We start from the raw sequence: 21,609 nt of genomic DNA, 5'->3' as shown, positions 1-21,609 counted from the left end.
AACGACCGCTAGAAACTGCCGATGTCCCGGGAGGCCCTTTCCTTGCGCGGCGCGAAGGGTCGGGTCGTCACCCGACCGTCGTGCGCTGCGGCTCCGCCGCGGGGGCCGGCGAAGTGGGGAGGGCCGTCGCGGCGGGCCGGCCGAAGCCGCGCCAGGCCGCGTGGCCGAGGATGCTCATCACCGCGGGGGCGAGCACCAGGCGGATCACGGTGACGTCGACGATCACCGAGACCGCGAGGCCGATGCCGATCATCTTGATGACGGTGTCGGTCATCGGCACGAAGGAGAGGAACACCACCGTCATGATCGCGGCGGCGGCGGTGATGACCCGGGCGGTGCTGCCCAGGCCGGCGCGGATCGCGCGGGCCGGGTCGCCGGTGCTGTCGTACTCCTCCTTGACGGCGCTGAGCATGAAGACCTCGTAGTCCATGGACAGGCCGAACAGCACCGCGAAGAGCAGCATCGGGACCATCGCCATGATGGGCACCGGCTCCTTGAGGCCGATCAGGGACAGGCCCCAGCCCCACTGGAAGACGGCGACCAGCACACCGAAGGCGGCGCCGATGGAGAGCGTCGTCATCGCGGCGGCCTTGAGGGCGACCAGCGGCGCCCGGAACATCGCGACCAGCAGCACCGCCGCTGCCGCCAGGACGGCCGCGACCATCCAGGGCAGGCGGTCGCCGACGGTGTCGGACAGGTCGGTGTTGTAGGCGGTGGTGCCGCCGACGTAGACGTCCTTGCTGTGCGCGCCGAAGACGGCGGGGGCGACGTCCTCGCGGATCCGGTGGAGCAGGTCGCTCACCGCCGGGTCCTGCGGGCGGTGCTTGGGCACGACGGTGAGCATGGCGGTGCGGCCGGCGGTGCTGAGGACGGCCGGGGTGACGGTGGCGACCTCGCCGTCCGCACTGAGCGTGCCGCGCAGCCGCTCGACGGCCTGATCGCCCTCGGCGCCGGGCTGCAGGTCGGCGACGATCATCAGCGGGGCGTTCCAGCCGGGCCCGAAGGCGGCGGCGACGGTCTCGTAGGCGTGGCGCTGGGTGGAGTTCTTCGGGGCGTTGCTGTCGTCGGGGGCGCCGAGGCGCAGGCTGAACAGCGGGACGGTGAGGACCGCGATGACGACCAGGGCGAGGGCGGAGTAGGCGTAGCGGTTCTTCGCCACCCGGTCGGCCCAGCGCGCCCAGCGGTTGTTCGCGCTGTCGGCGGGTCCGGCGGCCTCGGCGGGCCGGCGGCGGCCGATCCGCAGGGAGTTGACACGGTGTCCGAGCAGGCCGAGGACGGCGGGGAGCAGGGTGAGGGCGGAGAGCATGGTCGCGGCCACGGTGAGCGCCGCGGCGACGCCCATGCCGCCGATGAAGGGGATGCCGGTCAGCAGCAGGCCGAGGATCGCGGCGACCACGGTGGCCCCGGCGAAGACCACGGCGTGGCCGGCGGTGGCGAGGGCGCGGCCGGCCGCTTCGTGCTTGTGGACGCCGGCCGCGAGCTGTTCGCGGAAGCGGGTGACGACGAACAGGGCGTAGTCGATGCCCGCGCCGAGGCCGAGCATGACGGCGACGATGGGGGCGATGGTCGGGATGCTGAGGCCGGCGCCGGCGATCAGCACGCCGGCGGTGCCGAGCACGAGGCCGGTGATGGCGACGAGGATCGGGAGTCCGGCGGCGACGAAGGAGCCGAAGGCGATCAGCAGGATCACCAGGGCGGCGACCAGGCCGACGAACTCGGCGCCGCTGGTCTCGCTCTGCGAGGACAGGTCGACGACCTGGCCGCGGAAGGAGACCTCCAGTCCGGCCCGGCGGGCCTCCTCGGCGGCGCCCTGGAGCCGGGTGGTGGCCTCCTCGGTGAGCTTGCGCAGCTTCTTGTCGTACTGCACCTGCCCGATCGCGGTGCGCCCGTCGTCGCTGACCTGGCCGCCCTCGGCGAGCGGGTCGGCGGCGGAGCGGACGTCGGGTTGCCCGGCGAACGCGGCGGTGACGGACTTGACGACCGCCTGCTTGTCGGGGTCGCGCAGGGTGCCGCTGTCGGTGTGCCAGACGACGTCCGCACTCGCCGCGCCCATGTCGGGGAAGCGTTCGATTGCGCGGTCGACGGCCTTCTGGGAGTTGGTGCCGGGGACGTTGTAGTCGTTCACGAATTCGCCGCCGGCTGCCCCGGCCACGGCGAACAGGGCCACGATGGCGAGGATCCAGGATCCGATGGTGAGCCAGGGGCGACGGGCGGCCGTCCGCCCCACGCGGTTGAGGACGCTATCCATGGCCGTGAACTTAGCAGCACTCGACGCAATTTTTCAATGAGTGCAGATTTTCACTCTCGGCTAGCATCGAGAGAATGACGACGAAGCCAGGGCTCAGGGAGCGCAAGAAGGAGCGGACGCGGCAGGCGCTCGTGGCCGCGGCGATCGAGTTGTTCGGCAGCAAGGGGTACGAGGAGACCACCATCGCCGAACTGGCCGAGGCCGCCGACATCTCCACCAGGACGTTCTTCAGCTACTTCGCCAGCAAGGAGGAGGTGCTCTTCGCGGGCACCCCGCTCAAGCTGGAGCGATCGGCCTCCGTCCTGGCCGAGCCGCTGCCCGGGGAGCGGCCGGCCGCACTGCTGCTGCGCTCGTTCCGCTTCGTGCTCGACCAGGACACCGATCTGACGGGCGATCTGGCGAAGCTGCGGACCAGGCTGATCCTGCGCACCCCCGCCCTCCAGCCGTTCGCGCTGCGCAAGGTGCTGGAGGGCCAGCAGGAGCTGACCCGGGGGCTGATCGCCGCCTACCGCGGCGAGTTGGACCCGGTGGTGGCCGCCGCGATGACCGGGGCGCTGGTGGGCGCGCTGGTCTCGACCATCGCCACGCTCCTCGGCCGCTCCGAGGCGGACGGCGGCGCGCCCGCCGACCCGGAGCGGCTGCGCGCCGAGATGGAGCACGCCGTCCGGACCGCGCTCGGCGAGTTCGGCACCCTGGCCTGACCGCGCCCGGCCGGGCGTCGGGGAGTGACCCCCCGACGCCCGGCCGGACGGGCCCGGCTCCCGGACCTCCCGTCAGCCCGCGGTGTGCCGCAGGATGTCGAGGACCTCGCCGGTGATCGCGGCCTCGTTCTGCTCGAAGTCCGGACCGGTCAGCAGCTCGGGCTGCTCCGGGAGCCCGGTGAGCACCGGGGTGTGCAGATGGCCGCCCGGCACCTGCGGGGCGAGCTCCAGACGCAGCCGGTTGGTGCGGTAGGCGACCTCGTTGGAGAGGTAGCCCCCGCCACCGCCGGCGACCGCCCGCGAGCCGGGGGTCGGGCCGTCCGCCCGGTCGACCGGGCCGCTCGCCCCGGCGGGGATCTCGGTGACGGCGGTGTTCAGCAGCACCGGGTACGGCTGCTGAACGGCGGTCATCGGCCCGGTGGGCAGGCTGGTGGCGATGAACTCCGCGCCCGGGCCGAGCCCCGGGGCGGTGACGGGGTGCTCGCGGGTGCCGCCGGAGAGCGCGCCGGTGTTGTCGGGGTAGGGGTCGGCGGAGCGGGCCCGGCCGGCCCACGCCTCCAGGGTGAACAGTCCGGGGTAGCCCTGGCTGATGGTGGTGATGAGGTCCGCGGCGCGGGGGCCGGGGGCGAGGCGCGGGGCGTAGGCGCGCTCGACGATGCCGCCGTCGAAGTCGCCGTAGCGGACCGGGAACAGCACCGAGCGGAGCTCGGCCGGGGTGCCGTCGGCGAGGGTGATCCGCCGGCCGGCGAGTTGCAGGGCCGCCGAGCCGGAGGGGTTGGCCCGGCGCGGTTCGGCGTCCAGGCCGAAGGGGTCGAAGCCGCTGACGAGGATCCGCCGCACCCCGGGGCGTCCGCTGAACCCGCCGTCCGTGAGCCCGCGCGACGCGTCCTCGAAGCGCTGCCGCAGGGCGGCCCGGTCGAGGGTGAAGTCCGGTTGCCAGCGCGCGAGTCGGACGGTCATGGCGACCCTGGTCCAGTACAGCGGCCGGTCGTCGGCGGCCGGCAGGTCGCCGCCGGGGCGGCGCCCCTGGGCGCGGTCCACGCCGGCCCGCCAGAGCGCCTCGCCCCACGCGTCGACCAGTCGGCCGGCCTCGGCGGCGGTGCGGGCGGTGCACAGGGCGGCGGGGAACCGGCGGACGAACTCGCCGAAGCCCGCGCGTTCGGTCAGGGCGGCGGTCCGCGGGTCGGCGGTGCGCGCCTGCTCCGGGTCGAGCGGCGCGGACTCGACGGTCCGACAGGAGGGACCGGCCGCGTGGGCGGTGGCGGCGGCGGGGAGGATCGAGGCGGCGAGAGCGCCGATGAGGGTCGCGGCGAGCGCGATCCGGCGCCGGGCGGTCGTCATGGCGTGGACATTGTAGACACCCCGCGCGGCTCCACCAGAGCGCCTCACCCTCGCCACGCACGGTGACCGCCGACGGCGCGCGCGGCCGGAGATCCGCCGCAGAACCGCTCCCCACCCCCCTGGCGGGTGACGCGCCGTAGCGGTTTACTGGGAGTGAGCAGGGCAGGAGACGGAGGCCCGGCGATGGAATGTCCCCACCCATCCGGATTCCACGCCGAGGTCCGCGCGCACTACGCGGCCGCCGGCGCCGAAGTGGCCCGGCTGCTGCGCTCGGTGCCCGAGGACCTCTGGACGGCGCCCACGCCGTGCCGCGACTGGGACGTGCGCGCGCTGGTGAACCACCTGGCCGCCCAGCACCTGTGGGTCTGCCAGGCGATCGCCGGCTACACCCCGGAGCAGCTCGGCCACCGCTTCGAGGGCGACGTGCTCGGCCGCAACCCGCTGGGCGTCTGGGCGATGGCCGTGCGCAGCGCGCAACGCGCACTCGACCGCCCCGGCGCCCCCGACCTCCTGGTGCACCTCACCTACGGGGTGCGGGACGCCGGCGGGTACGCCCGCGAGCTCGTCGCCGAGACCGTCGTACACGGCTGGGACCTCTCCCGGGCCCTCGGCGAGCACGGGCGCCTGCCGCCGGGCTCCGCCCGCTACGCGCTCGCGGAGTTCCGCGGCTACCGCGACCTGGCCGGGACCGGCCGCTTCGACCCACCGTTCGCCACGCCGCCGGGCGCGGACGCCGAGGACCAGCTGCTGGCCCTCACCGGCCGCGACCCGGCGTGGTCCGCCGACCGCATCTGACCCCGCCCACCCACACGGGTCAGCGGGCCAGGCGGCCCAGCAGGGCGGAGGCGGCCGCGACGCCGAGGACCGTCGCCAGGGTGAGGACGCCGAAGTCCAGCAGGAGGTGCGAGGGCGTGCCGATCAGCAGGCCCCGCAACGCGTCGACCTGGTAGCTGAGCGGATTGGCCAGACTGACCGCCTGCAGCCAGCCGGGCATCAGGTCCACCGGGTACAGGGCGTTGGAGCCGAAGAACAGCGGCATGGTGATCGCCTGGCCGATGCCCATCAGCCGGTCCCGGGTGAGGACGATGCCGGCGATGGTCATGGACAGGCAGGAGAAGAAGGCCGAGCCGAGCACCACCACCGCCACGACGCCCAGCAGCCGCAGCGGATTCCAGGTCATCGCGACGCCGAGCAGCGCGGCGAGCAGGACGACCACGACGGCCTGCAGCACCGCCTTCACCCCGGCGGCGAAGGCCTTTCCGGTCACCAGCGCGGCCCGCGGGGTCGGGGTGACCAGCAGCTTGGTGAGGACGCCGGAGTCCCGCTCCCAGATGATCATGATGCCGTAGAAGATCGCGACGAACATCGCGGACTGCGCGATGATCCCGGGCGCCAGGTAGTCGAGGTACGGGATCCCGTCGGTGGGGATCGCCTTCAGCCGGGTGAAGGTCTCGCCGAAGATCAGCAGCCAGAGCGCCGGCTGGATCGCCCGGGTGTAGACCTCGGTGCGGTCGTGGCGCAGCTTCTGCAGCTCCACCACGCACATCGCGGCCACCCTGGCCGGCACCTGCCGCCAGCCGGTCCGGGCCGGCGGGGGCACCAGCAGCAGACTGAGAGAGATCAGGGGCTTCGGAGGCCTCGGCAGTGGGAGCGGGATCGTCAGCCGACGCGGTTGGCCGTGCGGCGGGTCCGGCGGACATCGTTGAAGTCTCCTTCCGCGCCCTCGGCGCGGGACAGCCCGCGGCCCGAGAAGTGGCGGAACACGTCGTCGAGCGTGGGATCGGGCAGCGCGCGGTCCTGCTCGCGGACCCGGTCCTTCAGCTCGCCGGGGGTGCCGAGCGCGCGGATCCGGCCGCGGTCCATGAGGGCGATCCGGTCGCAGTGGCGGTCGGCCTCGTCCATGTAGTGGGTGGTCACCAGCACCGTCATGCCGGTCGCCCGGCGGACGGCGTCGAGGCGCTCCCAGACGCCGGCCCGGGCGATCGGGTCCAGGCCGATCGTGGGCTCGTCCAGCACCAGCAGCCGTGGGGCGCTGACCAGCGCCTGGGCGAGTTCCAGCCGCCGCACCATGCCGCCCGAGTAGGTGCCGGCCGACCGGTCGGCGGCCTCGGTGAGGTCGACGGCGGCCAACGCCTGGGCGACCCGCGCGGCCCGTTCGGCGCGCGGCACGTCGAAGACCCGGGCGAACAGGGCGACGTTCTCCCGCCCGGTCAGCCCGGCGTCGGCGGAGAGCTGCTGCGGCACGTAGCCGAGCAGCCGGCGGACCTCCGAGCGCCGCCGGGCCACATCGTGGCCGAAGACCCGGACCATCCCGGCCCCGGTAGGCAGCAGGGTGGTGATCGCCCGGATCGTCGTGGTCTTGCCGGCGCCGTTGGGGCCGAGCAGGCCGAAGACCTCGCCGGCCCGCACCGTCAGGTCGACACCGTCGACGGCCCTGGTGTCGCCGCCCTTCCGCCGGCCCCGGCGGAAGGTGTAGGTCAGGCCGCCGCAGACCACCGCCTCGTCCGGTCCCGCCGTCATCGCCCGCTCCTCCCCCCGGCCGCCTCGGCCACTACCCCTTGGCGCAGACCCGCCGCGACGCCGCGCAGCGCGGGCAGCGCGGCGGCCAGCGCCGCCCGGTCCTCCGCCGACAGCCCCGCCACCACCTCGCCGACCAGCGCCTCCCGACGGGCCCGCCAGGCCGCGAGCCGCTCGACGGCCTCGCCGGTCACGTACAGCAGGGCGGCCCGGCGATCGACCGGATCCACCTCCCGGCGCAGCAGGCCGAGCGTGACCAACTGGTTGACCAGGGTGGACACCGAGTTGCCGGCCAGGCACAGCTCAGCAGCGGCGTCGGAGACCCGCAGCCCGGGGAAGTCCGCCACCAGGCGCAGCAGTTCGACCTGGGCACCGCGCAGTCGCGGCTCGGTCAGACCCTCGCGCAGCCGACGTCGCACCAGGCGCTGGATCCCGACGAGGAGGGTGGAGAACTCCTCACCGAGCGCCGGGGCAGGCATGTCCGGGGCGGCCGCACTCATACCTCCGATTTTACCTCTCACTGAGAGCTATCTGTCGAGAGCCCGGGACCGTCGCTACAGCACGGCCACCAGGACCGCCAGAACACCCGTGGGCACCAGGGTCAGCAACACGCTGACCGTCCAGTACGGCCCAACCGCACGCCGCCGACGGCCCTTCAACCAGTGGTTCGCCGGCCACCAGACCCCCAGGAACACCGACAGCACCGGCACGGCGAGCAGCAACCACGGCAGCATCCCGTCATTCTCCGTCGGATCACGCTCCGTCCACCCAAGCCCCGCCAACGGCCAACTGACCGCGAAATACCAAAGCAGCCCAACCGGCACCACAGCCGGCACCCCGAGCAGGACGTTCAACAGGACAGCAGCGGGCGGGTACGTACGCATCCGAGCAGTATCCACGCCCCCGGCCCAGGCCTCAGGCCAGGGCGGGCGGGCGGCGGTCAGCCCAGGGATGGGCGACTTCCAGGACGCGGGCGACCTGGAACAGCAGGTCCTCCCGCCAGGGCGTCGACTGGAACCGCAAACGCCTGCGGTCCCGCTTCCGCGCCCAGCTCGGCCTCACCCCCAACCACGCGGCCCAGCTGATCCACTTCGACGACGCCGCCCACCCCCCTCGCGGAGGGAGGCGAGTTCTGCCTCGACAGAGGCGCAATCGGCCGCGCACCCCATGGAGTCGTAGAGGTCGAGCGCCTGCCGGAGGTACGCCTCCGCCTCGCCCTCCGAGCCACCGGTCGCGGCGGCAAGGCCTCGAAGCGTATTGGCCTCGTCCCATCGTGAGCGGATCTCACGCGCGAGATCCAGGGCACGCAGATGAAGCTCCCGCGCTGTGGACACGTGGCCGGTGAGCGTATGAAGTGCAGCACGGTGATTCAGGGCTTCTACTTCACCGCCTCGGTCGCCCAGTTCACGGTACAAGGCCACCGCCCGGTCCAGGGTCGCTTCGGCCACGTGGAACTCGCGGCGTTGGGACTGCACGGCGCCGAGGAAGGTGAGCACGTGGGCCTCCCCGAGCCGGGAGCCGATCTCCCGGTGGAGCCGCAGGGCCTCGGTGAGTTCACCGACCGCAGCGGCCGAATCTCCGGCGAGCCACCTCACCGCGCCCAGGTTTCTCAGAGCCGTGGCCTTGCCGAACCGATCGTCGGCCTCGCCGAACAGCCGCAGAGCTTCGAGCAGGTCAAGAGCGGCGCGCTGATAGTCCCCCGTCTCCCGCCGCACCGCGCCGAGGAGAGTGAGCACCTGCGCCTCGCCCCGCGTGTCACGGACGTCCCGATAGAGCTGCAACGCCTCGGTCAGCGTCCCGACCGCGGGCCGGAGATGCCCAGTCAGACGCTGCGCGGCACCGAGGTTACTGAGGCATGCTGCTCGCCCTCCGGGGTCGCCGAGATCGGCGTACAGGCCGAGGCAGTCCGACAACGTACCGATCGCCTCCGGGTACCGGCCGGCCAGCCGCTGCGCACCGCCGAGCTCGCAGAGCGCTCGCGCCTGGCCCGGTCGGTCCCGAACCGTCCGGTAGTACCCGACCACCTCGGTGAGATTCGCCACCGCGGACGCCAGATCCCCGGTCAACTGCTGAACCGCTCCGAGATCGGTCAGTGCGGTGGCCCGGCCGCGCACGTCCCCGACCGAGGTCGACACGGCGACGGCCACGCGATGTGTCTCAACAGCCTCCTCCCAGTGGCCGGCCCCCTTGAGGAACTCGGCCGAGGCGTGCGCGATGCCGACGGCTCGGACGGCATCGCCCATCGCCGCTGACCAGCTGACGCAGGACTGGAGATTCACACGTTCCGTCCGGAACCAGGCGAGGGCCTCGCCGGGCGTCCGGAGACCCGGCGCGTCCTCCACAGAGTGGTCGTCGACAAGTCCGCGCTCCGCTGCGCCGGCGGCCGGAGGACTTGAGGGGTACAGCCGACTCGCCACCAGGGCGAGACGCAGATAGTGGTCCAGAAGCCGATCGGAGCGGCGACGACGGTCCTCCTGCGTGTCCAGGGCCACCTGACTCCGCGCATATTCCCGCAGCAGGTCGTGCATGACCCAACGGCTGGGCACGGTCGTTCGCTGCACCATGTGGGCGCGCAGGAGTTCGGCGAGCATCCGCTCCACCTCCCGGGGCCGTTCCCCGGACAGGGCCACCGCGGCCCCGGTGGCGAAGTCCGGGCCCGGATTGAGGGCCAGCGCACGGAACAGCGCCGCTTGCGGTGCCGGCAGACGTCGGTAGGACAGGTCGAAGGCAGACTGAACGGCCCTTTCCCCGTCGCTCAGTTGAGGCAGACGGTCACCCGCTTCGGCCAGCTCGCCGGCCAGCTCCGCAACACTCTTCCCGGGATCGGAGATCAGAAGGGCTGCGGCGATCTGGAGCGCCAGCGGCAGCCTGCCACAGAATTCCGCCACCTGAGCGGCCGCCACCGGCTCTGAGACCGCACGCCGGTCCGACGGATCGGCGGTTCGGACCGCCAGGTCCAACAGGTCCAGAGCCGCGCGTCGGCCGGGAACCCGCAGTTCGTACATCCGCGCGTTGAGGCGCAGGGTGTGCCGCGAGGTGACGAGCATCCGATGACGGGCTTCCCCGGGCAACAGCGGCAGCACCTGGGCGGTGTCGAAGGCGTTGTCGACGATCAGCAGGACCGGGCGATCGCTCATCGCGAGCAGTGACCGGTAGAGCCCGGCCCGCGCGTCGACTCCGGGTGGAATGTTCCGACCGGGCACCCCGAGCGCACGCAGCAGGGAGTCCAGTGCCTGCCGTGGCTGGATCGGGGTGTCCTCGTATCCGTGCAGGTCGACGAAGAACGCGCCACCGGGGAACCAACCGGCATCCACGGCGTTGTGAGCGGCGTGCACGCAGAGCGCCGTCTTGCCCACGCCCGCGAGACCGGTGATCACCGTCACGGGCGGGGTCGTCGGCGGCGCGCCGGGATCGAGCTGACCTGCGAGAACCGAGAGGTCCTCGCCCCTCCCGGTAAAACCGACGACTCGCGGCGGAATCTGCCGCAGGGCCACCGGAGCGGCGACGGCAGACCCACTGTTCAGAATGAGATCACCGCTGACGGCACCGGTCTGGATCACGACCTCTGAGCTCACACCGCGCAGAACGTTGCTGACCGACATCGCAGGCTCGGAGCCGGGCCCTGCGAAACGATCCGAATCGTTGTCCTCGCAACCCAAGTGGTGATCCCCTGTCCATTGCGACCGGTCGCCGGTACGAGAGCGGTGCGGGCTTGGAACTACCCACTCGCGCCCCGTGCCAAGCGGAGCGCCCCGGGCTGTGCGGGAGTGTTCCGGATCCGGTGGGTCGTGGCGTACCGTGACCGCATGGCCACGAATGGGTCCTCGCGGTATGACGCCGTGATCGTCGGCGGTGGGCACAACGGGCTGGTGGCTGCCGCGTATCTGGCGCGGGCCGGGTGTCGGGTGGTGGTGCTCGAACGGCTGGGGCGGACGGGTGGGGCGGCGGTGTCCGCCAGGGCGTTTCCCGGTGTCGACGCGCGGCTGTCGCGGTACTCCTACCTGGTCAGCCTGCTGCCGAGGAAGGTCGTCCGGGACCTCGGGTTGCGGCTGGAGCTGCGGCGGCGGATCTCCTCGTACACCCCGGCCGTCCGTGACGGGAAGCCCACCGGCCTGCTGGTGGACTCGGGGGACGCCGGCCGTACTCGGGAGTCGTTCCGGGCGCTGACCGGGTCGGACCGGGAGTGGCGGGCCTGGCAGGAGTTCCAGGGGATGACCGGGCGGCTCGCCGAACGGGTCTTCCCGACGCTCACCGAGCCCTTGCCGTCCCGGGCCGAACTGCGCCGGCGGGTCGCGGACGAGGCCGGCTGGGCGGCGCTGTTCGAGCGGCCGCTCGGCGAGACGATCGAGCGGACCTTCGCGGACGACCTGGTGCGCGGCGTGGCCCTGACCGACGCGCTGATCGGCACCTTCACCCACGCCCACGACCCCGGGCTCCGGCAGAACCGCTGCTTCCTCTACCACGTGATCGGCAACGGCACGGGCGACTGGGACGTCCCGGTCGGCGGGATGGGCGCCGTGACGGACGCGCTGGCCGGGGCCGCGCTGGCGGCCGGCGCCGAGATCCGCACCGGCCACGAGGTCACCGCGATCGCGACCGACGGGCGCGGCGACGCCGAGGTGTCGTACCGGCACGCGGACGGCGAGGCGACGGTGGCGGCGCGGCGGGTGCTGGTGAACGCCGCGCCGGCCGTCCTGGCGCGGCTGCTCGGCACCGACCCGGGGCCCGCGCCCGAGGGCGCCCAGCTGAAGGTCAACATGGTGCTGCGCCGGCTGCCGCGGCTGCGCGACCCCGCCGCCGACCCGCGCGAGGCCTTCGCCGGGACCTTCCACATCGCCGAGGGCTACCGGCAGTTGGAGACGGCGTACGCCGAGGCCGCGGCCGGCCGGATGCCCTCGGCGCCGCCGTCCGAGATCTACTGCCACACCCTCACCGACCCGTCGATCCTCGGGCCGGAGGCCGTCCGGCAGGGGCTCCAGACGCTGACCCTGTTCGGCCTGCACATGCCCGCCCGGCTGTTCGGCGACCCGGCCGCCAAGGAGCGCGCCCTGGCGGCGAGCCTGGCGCAGCTGGACGCGGTGCTGGCCGAGCCGATCGCCGACTGCCTGGCCGTCGACGCGGAGGGCCGGCCCTGCGTCGAGGCGCGGACGCCGCCGGAGCTGGAGCAGGAGCTCGGCCTGCCGGGCGGCCACATCTTCCACCGGGACCTCTCCTTCCCGTTCGCCGACGAGGACGCGCCCACCGGCGCAGCGCCGGCGGACGGCGGTGCGCAGGGCGCCGCCGCCCGCTGGGGTGTGGCGACGGCCCACCCGAACGTGCTGCTGTGCGGCGCGGGCGCCGTCCGGGGCGGCGGCGTCAGCGGGATCCCGGGCCACAACGCGGCCCAGGCGGCCCTCGCGGACCTGGCCGACCTGGCGGGCCCGACCGGCTGAGGCGCGCCGATCTCACCTGACGGGATTTTCAGCGCACGGACGGATCACGGCCCGGGCCACCGGTACAGTGGTGGATCGTGGCCAGTCGTAAAACGTCGATCTTGGAAGCAGCCGCGCGGGTGATCGCGCGGCGCGGGGTGCGCGGACTGCGGGTGGAGGAACTCGCGGCGGAGGCCGGCGTGTCCACCGCGCTGATCTACTACCACTTCAAGGACCGCACGGGGATCCTCCGGCAGACGCTGGAGTTCATCAACGACCGCGCGCAGCGGTACACGACCGAGCGCCCCGCCGACGCGCCGCCGCCGACCGCGCGCGAGGAGCTGGAGCAGACCCTGCTGCTGGAGCTGCAGGACACCGTCGAGGTGCGGGAGAACAGCACGGCCTGGGGCGAGTTGCGGGCGAGCGCGGTGTTCGACGACACCCTGCGCGAGGACCTGGCGCGGGCGACCAGGGTCTGGGTGCAGGAGATCGCCGAACTGCTCGGCGTGGTGCGGCCGATGTCCTCGGCGGTCGCGCTGGCCGGTGCGGCCGAGCGGCTGACCGCGCTGCTGGAGGGGCTGAGCACGCGCTGGCTCAGCGGCAGCCTGCCGCTGACGCACGCCCGGACGCTGATGGCCGAGGCGATCGACACCGAGGTGGCCCGGCTCGGCTCCTGAGCCGGGGCCGGGGCCGGCGCCAGGGCCGCGACGGGCGCCCGAACGACCGCCGATCTACCGCCGACGGGTCATGGCATGCCGCAAAGTTTGACTGATTTTTCAGTCAATGCGACGCTGAACCTCATGACCCGCTACCGCCACGACCGCTCCGCCGAGGACGTCCCCCGGGTACCGGCGGACGACGCCCCCCACGCGCGGACCTGGATGTCCTGGCCGTCCCGGCGGGGCGTGTGGGGGCTGCGCCTGGGCGGGGTCCAGGCGGACATCGCCCTGATCGCCCGCACCGTCGCCGAGTTCGAGCCCGTGGTGATGTGCGCCCCCGACGACTGGACGGCGGGCAAGGCCCGGGAAAGGTGCGGCTCCGGGGTGGAGGTGATCACCGCGATCCCCACCGACGACCTGTGGATGCGCGACATCGCGCCGGTGTTCCGCCGGGACGGTCACGGCGGCCTCGACGCCGTGATCCTCAACTTCAACGGCTGGGGCGACAAGCAGGTCCACCACGACGACGCCCTGGTCGCCGAGCGCCTCGCCGCCCGGCGCGGCCTGCGCCACACCTACGCGGACTTCGTCGGCGAGGGCGGCGCGATCGAGACCGACGGCGACGGCACGGTGATGGCCACCGAGAGCAGCCTGGTCAACAAGAACCGCAACCGCGGCATGAGTCGCGCCGAGATCGAGGGCGCCGTACTGGAGGCCTACGGCGCCGACACCATGATCTGGCTGCCCGGCATCAAGGGCCAGGACATCACCGACGACCACGTGGACGTCACCTCCCGCTTCGTCCGCCCCGGCGTGGTGATGGTCCAACTGCCGCCCACCGACCGCACGGACGCCTGGGCCCGGGACGCTCGCGAACAGTTCGCCGTCCTCTCCGCCGCGACCGACGCGCGGGGGCGCCGACTGCGGGTCATCCCGGTGCACGGTCCGGACACCGTCCGCTCCCGCAGCTCCGAGTTCGTCGACTCCTACCTCAACTTCCACGTCGTCAACGGCGGCGTCATCACCGCCCGGTTCGGCGACGCGGACAAGGACGCCGCCGCGAAGGAGGCGCTCGCCGAGGCCTACCCGGGCCGCGAGGTGGTGCAGATCGACGTCGACCGCCTGATGGCCGGGGGCGGCGGCATCCACTGCTCGACGATGCACGAGCCGCTGCCGTAGCCACTGGCCCTGCTCCAGGAGCACTTCCCCGGCCGGGAGATCGTCCCGCTCCAGATCCACGCGATCCCCACCGTCGGGACCGAACAGGACCGTGCAGTCAGATGACTGATGCCCCCGCACGTCCCGCTGCCGCAGGCTGATCCCGCGGCGGACCTGCCCCCGGGTCCGCCGCCCGAGCACTGTCCCCCAGCCCGGGTCGAAGACGCGGGCGGTCCTGGAAAGCGAGTCCCACCGTGGCCCTGAAATCGTTCAAGTCGGCTGCCACCGTTGTCGCGGGCGCGGTCGCCGGAGCGGTGCTGCTCCTCACGGCGACGCCCGCCTCCGCGGCCAACCCCCCGTACGACGGCTGCCCGGCCTGGGCGCTCTGCCTCTACCAGAACGGCGGCGGCCTGGGTTCGAAGGCGATCATCGTGCCGCCCGCGGCCGGCGGCGGCAGCGAGATCGTCCGCCTCACCAAGGTGCACTTCCTCAACGGCGACCTGGCCAACGACCAGGTGTCGTCCTGGATCAACAACTCCCAGTGCCAGATCGAGTTCTGGGACGACCCGTACGGCGAGCTGCACCCCTCCCAGCTGGACGTCGCCTCCTCCTGGAGCTGGGGCACCAAGGGCGACTACAACGCCGGCACCAGCACCTCCTACCGCAACGACCGGATCTCCGGCCTGCGCTTCTACTGCCCGTAGCGGCACCGGCGCACCGCCGCCGCTCGCCCCGACGCCCCCGCACCCCGACACGGTGCCGGGGGCGTTCCGGTGCGGTCCCCCGGTCTCCCGACCCCCCTCCCCCGGGCCGGGAACACCACCACGACACGGAACGAGATCCGATGAAACGCCTACGACCGGCGGCCGCGCTGCTCTCCGGCCTGCTGCTCTCCCTCACCCTGCCCGCCCTCTCCACCAACGTCCTCTCCGCCACGGCCGACGTCCGGGCGGCCCCGGTGGCCGCCGTCACGGCCGGCCCCGGCGCGGAGGGCCCGGACCTGAGCTACGCCAACCGGTCCGACCCGCCCCCCGGCATGCCGGACTGGTCCCGGGCCGGCTACCGGGGCGGCCTGCCGCTGCCCGGCGACGGCAGCCTGACCGACGACCCCGCCTGCCGGATCACCCCGGACCGGCTCGCCTCCCAGTACGCCGTCCGCCCGAACGACGGCGCCGACGACACCACCGGCCTCCAGCGCGCGATCGACGACATCAAGTCCTCCTGCTCGCCGGGCGCCAACTTCGACCGGCTCTCGCTCATCTCCCTGCCGGCCGGCCGGCTCGACGTCTCCCGTCAGATCTACGTGGACGCCGACTACCTCGTCCTGCGCGGCCAGGGCTCGGCCGACGGCGGCACCCGCCTGGTCTTCCGCCCCGATGCCAACACCCGCTACGACACCCTGGTCAACGGCCGCTGGGACCAGGACAGCATGAAGGCGGGCAGCGGCAGCGACGTCGGCACCGGCGGCTGGATCTGGCCGGGCCGGGGCCTGTTCCGCGTCCAGACCCGTGACATCGCCGACCGCTACCAGGACGACTGGGCGGCGGCCCCCGCGAACCGCAAGGACATCTTCGAGGGCAGCGTCAACCAGCACTGGGCCTCCGGCATCAAGGTCGCCGCCCAGGCCGCCGACCCCGGCTGGGCGGCCCGGCAGGGCCAGGACGTCGTGCAGTTGGACGCCAAGGCTGACATGAAGAAGTTCTCCCCCGGCGGCTACGTCTGGGTCGGTGCGGCCAACAGCGTCAAGTTCTACGAGCAGCAGGGCGTCTCCGACCGCAGCCAGATGGACAACCTCCACATGCGGCAGCAGATGTTCCGGCTCACCGCGATCGACGCCTCCGCGCGGACGGTCACCCTGGACCGCCCGCTGGAGTGGGACCTCCCGGTCGACTCCACCTCGGACGGCTCCCCCGCGCTCGGCGACAAGCCCTACCCCAGCAAGGTCACCCCGCTGAAGGTGGTCCAGGGCGTCGGCTTCGAGGACTTCGCCTTCACCCAGGACATGACCGGCCTGCCCAGGCTCGGCGGCGGCACGTACGACCTGACCCCCGCCCAGGCCGTGCACAACTACGGCAACATGGCGCCCGAGTACGCGATGCACGGCATCGTCTTCAAGTGGGCCGCCAACGACTGGGCGCGCGGGCTGAAGGCCGAGATGACCGGCTCGCACCCGATCGTCACCGAGGACGCCCGCAACCTCCAGATCGAGCGCAACAGCTTCGACGGCGCCTGGAACAAGGGCAAGGGCGGCAACGGCTACCTGCGCGGCAGCCGCGTCTGGGACTCCCTCTACGCCTACAACCTGAGCCGTAACCTGCGCCACTTCACCTTCCAGTGGTCGGCCAGCGGCAACGTCGCCTTCCGCAACGACCTCGACTCCGACCTCAACCTGCACGGCGGCTGGGAGCACAACAACCTCTTCGAGCAGAACACCCTGCGCGTCCCGTACGACCACCGCTCGGGCAGCTGCCAGACCAACTGCGGCGGCGAGGGCGGCGAGATCGACGAGGGGACGTGGTACCCGATCTGGTGGGCCGCCGGCCCCAAGGCGGTCAAGTGGTCCGGCTCCTCGGGCCCGCAGAACGTCTTCTACAACAACACGATGGCCAAGCAGACCACCCCGGGCGGCGCCTACCTGCCGTACGCGCCCTACGGCACGCAGAGCGGCACCGCCTACGAGTTCGGCTCCGCCAACGGCGCGCCCGGGCAGTTCCGGCCACTCGCCCAGAACGGCCAGGCCATCCCCGACTGGGGCGGCCGGGAGACCCTCGACTACACCGGCCAGGGCGTCGTCCCGGTCGACGTCGGAAAGCGGCCGTCGCTCTTCCTCCAGGACACCGGCGGGCTCGACCCGCGCGACAACCGCACCCGCAGGGTGGCCACCTGGAACATGCAGGGCGCACGGACCCCCGAGGACAACGGCAGCCGCTACACCAACGACCTGCCCCGGCTGTTCGGGCGCAGCGGGCTGGACGGGCGCGCCGACATCATCGCCCTCCAGGAGGCCGGCGCCCCGCCCGGCGGCGCCACCTTCCTCCAGGAGATCCACACCGACAACACGCAGTACGTCAACAACCTCGGCTACACCATCCCCGTCCGGGAGTACCGGATCGGCAGCTCCTCCCGGACGACGGGCTACCTGTACTGGCTGCGCACGGACACCAGCGACAACGAGTGGGGCCGGGTCAACCTCGCCGTCTTCAGCCGCACCCGGGTCGCCGCGGCCGACGTGTACACCACCCGGGAGGGCCGGATCAGCGACGGCACCGACTCCCGGACCGCGCTCGGCGTCAACGTCGACGGCGTCGTCTACTTCTCGATCCACGGGAGTTCCGGATCCGGCAGCGACGACCCGCAGCTCCTGCTGAACATCCGGGACCAGCTGGCGCCCAGCCGCCTGCCCTGGATCGCCCTGGGCGACTACAACCGCCTCCCCGACAGCCTGCAGACCGCGATCGGCCCCACCTTCACCGTCCAGGCCCCGACCCAGCCGACGCACCCGGTGGACCGGATCGCCAGCGGCACCCGGCGAGTCCTCGACTACGCGGTCGTCCCCACCGTCCAGGGCCCCTCCGTGACCGGGGTCGAGCGGCGGAACCTCGACGCCTCGGACCACTACCCCGTCGTGTACACCCTGAGCGGCCTGCCCGCCGATCCGGCGGCGGCGACCGCGGAGCCGCCCAGGCCGAACCAGGTCCTGCTGCGCAACGCCGCCACCACCAACGTGGCCGGTCCCGCCAGCCGGACCGACCACGCCGTCAACGACCAGCCGATCAACCGCGCGGACCCGTCCTCGCAGGTGTTCAGCCTGACCGAGGACCCGGAGCACCCGGGCTTCTTCCGCCTCTTCCACCCGCACTCGCCGTTCGCCGGCCGCTACCTGGGCCAGGAGGGCGGAGCCCCCGACGCCCGGACGGTGCTGTGGCCCAGCCCGGCGCTGGACCAGCTCTGGGCACGGGCCTACCAGGGCGACGGCACCTACACCCTGGTGAACTACCGCACCCGGCAGTACCTCACCGACCTCGGCCCGGGCCTGGGCATCGTGGCCCGGGGCTGGACCGGTGCGGCCGACCAGCGGTGGTTCTTCCAGGACGTCCAGGAGGGCACCCGCCTCACCGAGATCGTCGCGACGGACGCCGGCGGCTCGGCCCCGGCGCTCGCGGTCGACGACCTGGAGACGGCGCCCTACCCGGTGTACCTGGCCCCGGACTCGCACGGGAGCACCCACCAGTTCGGCACGATCTCCGCGGGGCCGAGCGGCAGCTCCTCCAACTGCGCCTACCTGGTCTACGGCGGGCAGTACGTCAACTCGACGGCGGCCCACCCCCGGGACCCGCAGAACGGCGACTCCGTCACCATGGGCGCGTTCCGCCCCGACGACGACGGCTACCTGTGGTGCCGGACGCCCGACGGCCCGAACGGCACCCTCCTGGCCAACTTCGCCAGCCCCTACGAACACCTCGACCTGACCCGGAGCACGACGGTCGACACGGTCACCGTCACCCGCCCGGGCGCCGGGACCGCCAGGCTCCACTGGAACTTCCGGACGGTCACCGGGTGACGACCCCGGCCTGACCACCACGGCGGCCGCGGTACCCGGTTCCCCCGGGCACCGCGGCCGCCGTTTCCACTCCAGCGCTACGGCTCGGCCCGCTCCGGCAGCAGCTCGGCGGCGCGTTCGGCGACCTCGTGGTGCAGGGCGTCGCGGACGGCCCGTACCGCCGGCTGGGTCACCGCCTCCCGGCGCACGGCGAGCGTGATCGGCAGCCGGATGTCGACCTCCTCGGCCAGCAGCCGCCGCAGCCCGGCCCGGTCGGCGAGGAAGGCCGGCAGCACCCCGACGCCCGCCCCCAGGCGGGTGGCCTCGACCTGGGCGAAGACGTTCGTCGAGGAGAACGCGGGGGTGATGCCCGGCAGATGGCGTTCGATGTCGAGGTCGCCGACCTGGAGCATCGACTCGATGTAGAAGATCAGCGGATGCTCCCGCAGCTCGGCGACCGTGCCCGGCGGCCCGCACCGCGCGAGGTACTCGTCCCCGGCGTACAGCCCCAGGGTGTAGTCGGTGAGGTGCTCGGTCACCAGCCGGCCCCGCGGCGGCCGGCCGATCGTCAGCGCGAGATCGAAGCCGGCCGGGCGCAGGGGCAACTCCCGTGTCACCGTGATGAGTTCCACCTGCAGCTGGGGGTGCCGCCGACGCACCCGGGCCAGCGCCGGGGTGGCGAAGACGGTACCGAAGCCGTCCGGCGCACTCACCCGGACGGTGCCGTGCAGGGACGGCGCGTCCTGGCCGGACACCGCCTCGACCACCCGGACGAGGGCGTCCTCGATCGTCCGGGCGCTCTCGGCGACCGCCTTCCCCGCGTCCGTCAGGGCCCAGCCCTCCGTGCCGCGCTCCATCAGCCGCACGCCGAGGCTCCGCTCCAGCGCGGTGATCCGGCGCGACACGGTGGTGTGGTCCACGCCCAGCGCGTCGGCCGCGGTCACCAGCCGCCCGGTGCGGGCGACGGCGAGCAGATGGCGGAGGTCGTCCGCCCGGAGCCCGCGCGGATCGATCCGATCGGGACTTCCCGGTTCCACGAGAGCCGGTTCCGGAAGGGCCGGTTCCGGGAGGATGGGGTCGGCACCGACCGGGCGGGAGCGGGAGCGCATCGACGCAGCCTATCTGCATTTCCGCACACCCCGTCTGCGCGATTGGCGGTTGAACGCACACCCGCGCGCACGGCAGAGTCGAACCGGCCCGCCCGCAGCGGCGGGCCGCCGTTCCTCCCAGCGTCGAGAGGCCGCCCGTGGTCGCCAACCTGTCCCTGCCCCGGATCCTGCGTGTCGGCCGGGGCGCCGCCGACGAACTGGGCGAGGTCGTCGCCGGGCTGGGGCTGAGCCGCCCGCTCCTGGTCACCGACGCGTTCCTGGTCGGCAGCGGCGCGGCCGAGCGCCTGACGGCGACGCTGCGCCGGGCCGGGCTGCACCCGGCGCTGTTCTCCGACACCGTGCCGGACCCGACGACCGACTCCCTGACCCCGGGTCTGGCGGCGCTGCACGACCACGGGGCGGACTCGGTCATCGGATTCGGCGGCGGCAGCCCGATGGACACCGCCAAGGCCCTCGCCCTGCTGGGCGTGCAGGGCGGCCTGATGCGCGACTACAAGGCGCCCCATGTCAACCACGGCCCGGCCCTCCCGGTGATCGCCGTCCCCACCACCGCCGGCAGCGGCTCGGAGGCGACCCAGGTCACCGTCATCACCGACAGCGCCACCGACGAGAAGATGCTCTGCATGGGGCCGGCGTTCCAGCCGCTCGCCGCCGTCGTCGACATGGAGCTGACCCTGTCGATGCCGCCCCGGCTGACCGCCGACACCGGCGTCGACGCCCTCACCCACGCCGTCGAGGCCTACGTCAGCCGCAAGGCCGGCCCCTTCACCGACGGCCTCGCCCTCACGGCGATCGCCACCATCGGCCGCCAGCTGCGCCGCGCCTACGCGGACGGCTCGGACGCCGAGGCCCGGGAGGCGATGATGCTCGCCGCGACCCAGGCCGGCATCGCCTTCTCGAACTCCAGCGTCGCCCTCGTGCACGGCATGAGCCGCCCGATCGGCGCCCACTTCCACGTCGCCCACGGCCTGTCGAACGCCATGCTGTTCCCCGCGGTGACGGCCTTCTCCGTCCACGCGGCACCCGCCCGGTACGCCGACTGCGCCCGCGCCCTGGGCGCGGCCACCGCCGTCGACGCCGACGCCGCAGCCGCCGACAAGCTCGTCGACGCCCTCCACACCCTCTGCCGCGACCTGGACGTCCCGACCCCCCGCAGCTACGGCATCGACCACGCCGACTGGACCCGCCTCACCCCCGTCATGGCCGAACAGGCCCTGGCCTCCGGCTCCCCGGCCAACAACCCCGCCGTCCCCACCGCCGCCCAGATCGAGGACCTCTACGCCCGCGTCTACGGCTGAGCCGCCCGGGCGGGCCGCACGCCCCGCCCCGCCCGGCGATTGACCCGATCGGCCCCACCCCGCCCGTGGCGACACGCCACGGGCGGTGGACCATCACCCGCCACCCCCGGAAACTGCGCCTACTGTCGCCTTCGCCCCGCACGGGACCATCCACGGACAGAAAGCGGAGAATCCTCCATGAACCGTCAGATCGGCCGGATGCTGGCCCTGTTCGCCGCCGCCGGCCTCGCCGCCGTCCCGACCGTCGCGAGCGCCGACGTCGTCTCCGGCGGCAACCACGGGACCGTCATCGTCGGCGACGACAACCAGGTCGCCGGCTACGACATCATCGACGCGGGCCACGACGCCACCGTCGGCTCCCACAACGGTTCCAGCGGGGTGGCCGGCTCCGCCATCGACGCCGCCCAGGCCGCGGGCGGCAACTACGGAACGGTCATCGTCGGCGACCGCAACCAGGTCGCCGGGGACGACGCCATCAACGCCCTCAACGACGCCACCGTGGGCTCCTACAACGGCGGCTGAATTCACCCGCGGAATGTCGATAATCGGGTAGGAGGGCCGGGTCACCCGGCCCTCCTCCCACACCACCGGACATGCGGGCCACGCATCCGGCGGTTCACCAAGCTG

17 protein-coding genes are annotated in these 21,609 nt (G+C 73.2%); 9 read left to right on the top strand and 8 right to left on the bottom strand.

The features are described from left to right. Window positions 1–67: 67 nt before the first annotated feature. On the bottom strand, window positions 68–2,248 hold the full coding sequence (locus ACFP3U_RS34025; protein WP_380229632.1) for an MMPL family transporter: 2,181 nt from the start codon (window positions 2,246–2,248) through the stop codon (window positions 68–70). 74 nt (window positions 2,249–2,322) lie between these two features. Here ACFP3U_RS34025 and ACFP3U_RS34020 point away from each other — a divergent pair, with 74 nt between their 5' ends. Next, window positions 2,323–2,949 carry a TetR/AcrR family transcriptional regulator gene (locus ACFP3U_RS34020; RefSeq protein WP_380229631.1) on the top strand — a complete coding sequence of 209 codons (627 nt, stop codon included), beginning with the start codon at window positions 2,323–2,325 and terminating at the stop codon, window positions 2,947–2,949. 72 nt (window positions 2,950–3,021) lie between these two features. Here the strand turns inward: ACFP3U_RS34020 and ACFP3U_RS34015 are convergent, their stop codons facing one another. After that, window positions 3,022–4,290 (bottom strand): pyroglutamyl peptidase, encoded by a 1,269-nt coding sequence (locus ACFP3U_RS34015; protein ID WP_380229630.1) that lies wholly within the window; start codon window positions 4,288–4,290, stop codon window positions 3,022–3,024. Window positions 4,291–4,473: 183 nt separating this feature from the next. Between ACFP3U_RS34015 and ACFP3U_RS34010 the strand changes: the two genes are divergently transcribed. Then, on the top strand, window positions 4,474–5,085 hold the full coding sequence (locus ACFP3U_RS34010; protein ID WP_380229629.1) for a TIGR03086 family metal-binding protein: 612 nt from the start codon (window positions 4,474–4,476) through the stop codon (window positions 5,083–5,085). A gap of 19 nt (window positions 5,086–5,104) precedes the next feature. Here the strand turns inward: ACFP3U_RS34010 and ACFP3U_RS34005 are convergent, their stop codons facing one another. From ACFP3U_RS34005 to ACFP3U_RS33985, 5 genes are all read right to left on the bottom strand, one after another. Continuing rightward, window positions 5,105–5,947 (bottom strand): ABC transporter permease, encoded by an 843-nt coding sequence (locus tag ACFP3U_RS34005; RefSeq protein ID WP_380229637.1) that lies wholly within the window; start codon window positions 5,945–5,947, stop codon window positions 5,105–5,107. Window positions 5,948–5,949: 2 nt separating this feature from the next. After that, window positions 5,950–6,810, bottom strand: coding sequence for an ATP-binding cassette domain-containing protein (locus ACFP3U_RS34000; RefSeq protein WP_380229628.1), 861 nt, complete (start codon window positions 6,808–6,810; stop codon window positions 5,950–5,952). After that, complete coding sequence (locus ACFP3U_RS33995; RefSeq protein WP_380229627.1) at window positions 6,807–7,307, bottom strand: MarR family winged helix-turn-helix transcriptional regulator; 501 nt, start codon at window positions 7,305–7,307, stop codon at window positions 6,807–6,809. Before ACFP3U_RS33995 ends, ACFP3U_RS34000 begins: the two co-directional genes overlap by 4 nt. A 54-nt stretch (window positions 7,308–7,361) precedes the next feature. After that, window positions 7,362–7,691: a hypothetical protein gene (locus tag ACFP3U_RS33990; RefSeq protein WP_380229626.1), complete on the bottom strand. Its 330-nt coding sequence runs from the start codon at window positions 7,689–7,691 to the stop codon at window positions 7,362–7,364. A gap of 174 nt (window positions 7,692–7,865) precedes the next feature. Then, window positions 7,866–10,409 (bottom strand): tetratricopeptide repeat protein, encoded by a 2,544-nt coding sequence (locus ACFP3U_RS33985; RefSeq protein WP_380229625.1) that lies wholly within the window; start codon window positions 10,407–10,409, stop codon window positions 7,866–7,868. 204 nt (window positions 10,410–10,613) lie between these two features. On the opposite strand from ACFP3U_RS33985, the gene ACFP3U_RS33980 reads away from it, so the two are divergent. The 5 genes from ACFP3U_RS33980 to ACFP3U_RS33960 all read left to right on the top strand — a co-directional run bounded on the left by ACFP3U_RS33980 (window position 10,614) and on the right by ACFP3U_RS33960 (window position 18,596). Continuing rightward, window positions 10,614–12,239 (top strand): phytoene desaturase family protein, encoded by a 1,626-nt coding sequence (locus ACFP3U_RS33980; RefSeq protein ID WP_380229624.1) that lies wholly within the window; start codon window positions 10,614–10,616, stop codon window positions 12,237–12,239. A 77-nt stretch (window positions 12,240–12,316) separates the two neighbouring features. Next, window positions 12,317–12,895 carry a TetR/AcrR family transcriptional regulator gene (locus tag ACFP3U_RS33975; RefSeq protein WP_380229623.1) on the top strand — a complete coding sequence of 193 codons (579 nt, stop codon included), beginning with the start codon at window positions 12,317–12,319 and terminating at the stop codon, window positions 12,893–12,895. 123 nt (window positions 12,896–13,018) lie between these two features. Then, complete coding sequence (locus tag ACFP3U_RS33970; RefSeq protein WP_380229622.1) at window positions 13,019–14,056, top strand: agmatine deiminase family protein; 1,038 nt, start codon at window positions 13,019–13,021, stop codon at window positions 14,054–14,056. Between the two features lie 233 nt (window positions 14,057–14,289). Then, the gene (locus ACFP3U_RS33965; protein ID WP_380229621.1) at window positions 14,290–14,739 is read left to right on the top strand and encodes a peptidase inhibitor family I36 protein; all 450 of its coding nucleotides are present in this window, start codon (window positions 14,290–14,292) and stop codon (window positions 14,737–14,739) included. A gap of 140 nt (window positions 14,740–14,879) precedes the next feature. Further along, window positions 14,880–18,596, top strand: a complete 3,717-nt coding sequence (locus ACFP3U_RS33960; RefSeq protein WP_380229620.1) for a hypothetical protein — start codon at window positions 14,880–14,882, stop codon at window positions 18,594–18,596. Window positions 18,597–18,673: 77 nt separating this feature from the next. On the opposite strand, the gene ACFP3U_RS33955 is transcribed toward ACFP3U_RS33960, so the two are convergent. After that, window positions 18,674–19,612, bottom strand: coding sequence for a LysR family transcriptional regulator (locus ACFP3U_RS33955; protein WP_380229619.1), 939 nt, complete (start codon window positions 19,610–19,612; stop codon window positions 18,674–18,676). Window positions 19,613–19,821: 209 nt separating this feature from the next. Here ACFP3U_RS33955 and ACFP3U_RS33950 point away from each other — a divergent pair, with 209 nt between their 5' ends. Both ACFP3U_RS33950 and ACFP3U_RS33945 read left to right on the top strand, forming a co-directional pair. Beyond that, a complete protein-coding gene (locus ACFP3U_RS33950; protein ID WP_380229618.1) occupies window positions 19,822–20,982 on the top strand; it encodes an iron-containing alcohol dehydrogenase in 1,161 nt (386 codons plus the stop codon). Window positions 20,983–21,159: 177 nt separating this feature from the next. Then, a complete protein-coding gene (locus tag ACFP3U_RS33945; protein ID WP_380229617.1) occupies window positions 21,160–21,504 on the top strand; it encodes a hypothetical protein in 345 nt (114 codons plus the stop codon). Window positions 21,505–21,609 lie beyond the last annotated feature (105 nt).

The sequence above is a fragment of the Kitasatospora misakiensis genome (genome assembly GCF_042656005.1).
Taxonomy (GTDB): Bacteria; Actinomycetota; Actinomycetes; order Streptomycetales; family Streptomycetaceae; genus Kitasatospora; species Kitasatospora misakiensis.
The sequence above is the reverse complement of the archived record's forward strand: the minus strand, read 5'-3'. Positions and strand labels throughout refer to the sequence as shown.

Coding starts and splice junctions, on each gene's coding strand:
- ACFP3U_RS33995 (WP_380229627.1), bottom strand. CDS start 7,307: ATGAGTGCGGCCGCCCCGGACATGCCTGCCCCGGCGCTCGGTGAGGAG.
- ACFP3U_RS33980 (WP_380229624.1), top strand. CDS start 10,614: ATGGCCACGAATGGGTCCTCGCGGTATGACGCCGTGATCGTCGGCGGT.
- ACFP3U_RS33985 (WP_380229625.1), bottom strand. CDS start 10,409: ATGTCGGTCAGCAACGTTCTGCGCGGTGTGAGCTCAGAGGTCGTGATC.
- ACFP3U_RS34000 (WP_380229628.1), bottom strand. CDS start 6,810: ATGACGGCGGGACCGGACGAGGCGGTGGTCTGCGGCGGCCTGACCTAC.
- ACFP3U_RS33990 (WP_380229626.1), bottom strand. CDS start 7,691: ATGCGTACGTACCCGCCCGCTGCTGTCCTGTTGAACGTCCTGCTCGGG.
- ACFP3U_RS34020 (WP_380229631.1), top strand. CDS start 2,323: ATGACGACGAAGCCAGGGCTCAGGGAGCGCAAGAAGGAGCGGACGCGG.
- ACFP3U_RS33960 (WP_380229620.1), top strand. CDS start 14,880: ATGAAACGCCTACGACCGGCGGCCGCGCTGCTCTCCGGCCTGCTGCTC.
- ACFP3U_RS33970 (WP_380229622.1), top strand. CDS start 13,019: ATGACCCGCTACCGCCACGACCGCTCCGCCGAGGACGTCCCCCGGGTA.
- ACFP3U_RS34025 (WP_380229632.1), bottom strand. CDS start 2,248: ATGGATAGCGTCCTCAACCGCGTGGGGCGGACGGCCGCCCGTCGCCCC.
- ACFP3U_RS34015 (WP_380229630.1), bottom strand. CDS start 4,290: ATGACGACCGCCCGGCGCCGGATCGCGCTCGCCGCGACCCTCATCGGC.
- ACFP3U_RS34010 (WP_380229629.1), top strand. CDS start 4,474: ATGGAATGTCCCCACCCATCCGGATTCCACGCCGAGGTCCGCGCGCAC.
- ACFP3U_RS33945 (WP_380229617.1), top strand. CDS start 21,160: ATGAACCGTCAGATCGGCCGGATGCTGGCCCTGTTCGCCGCCGCCGGC.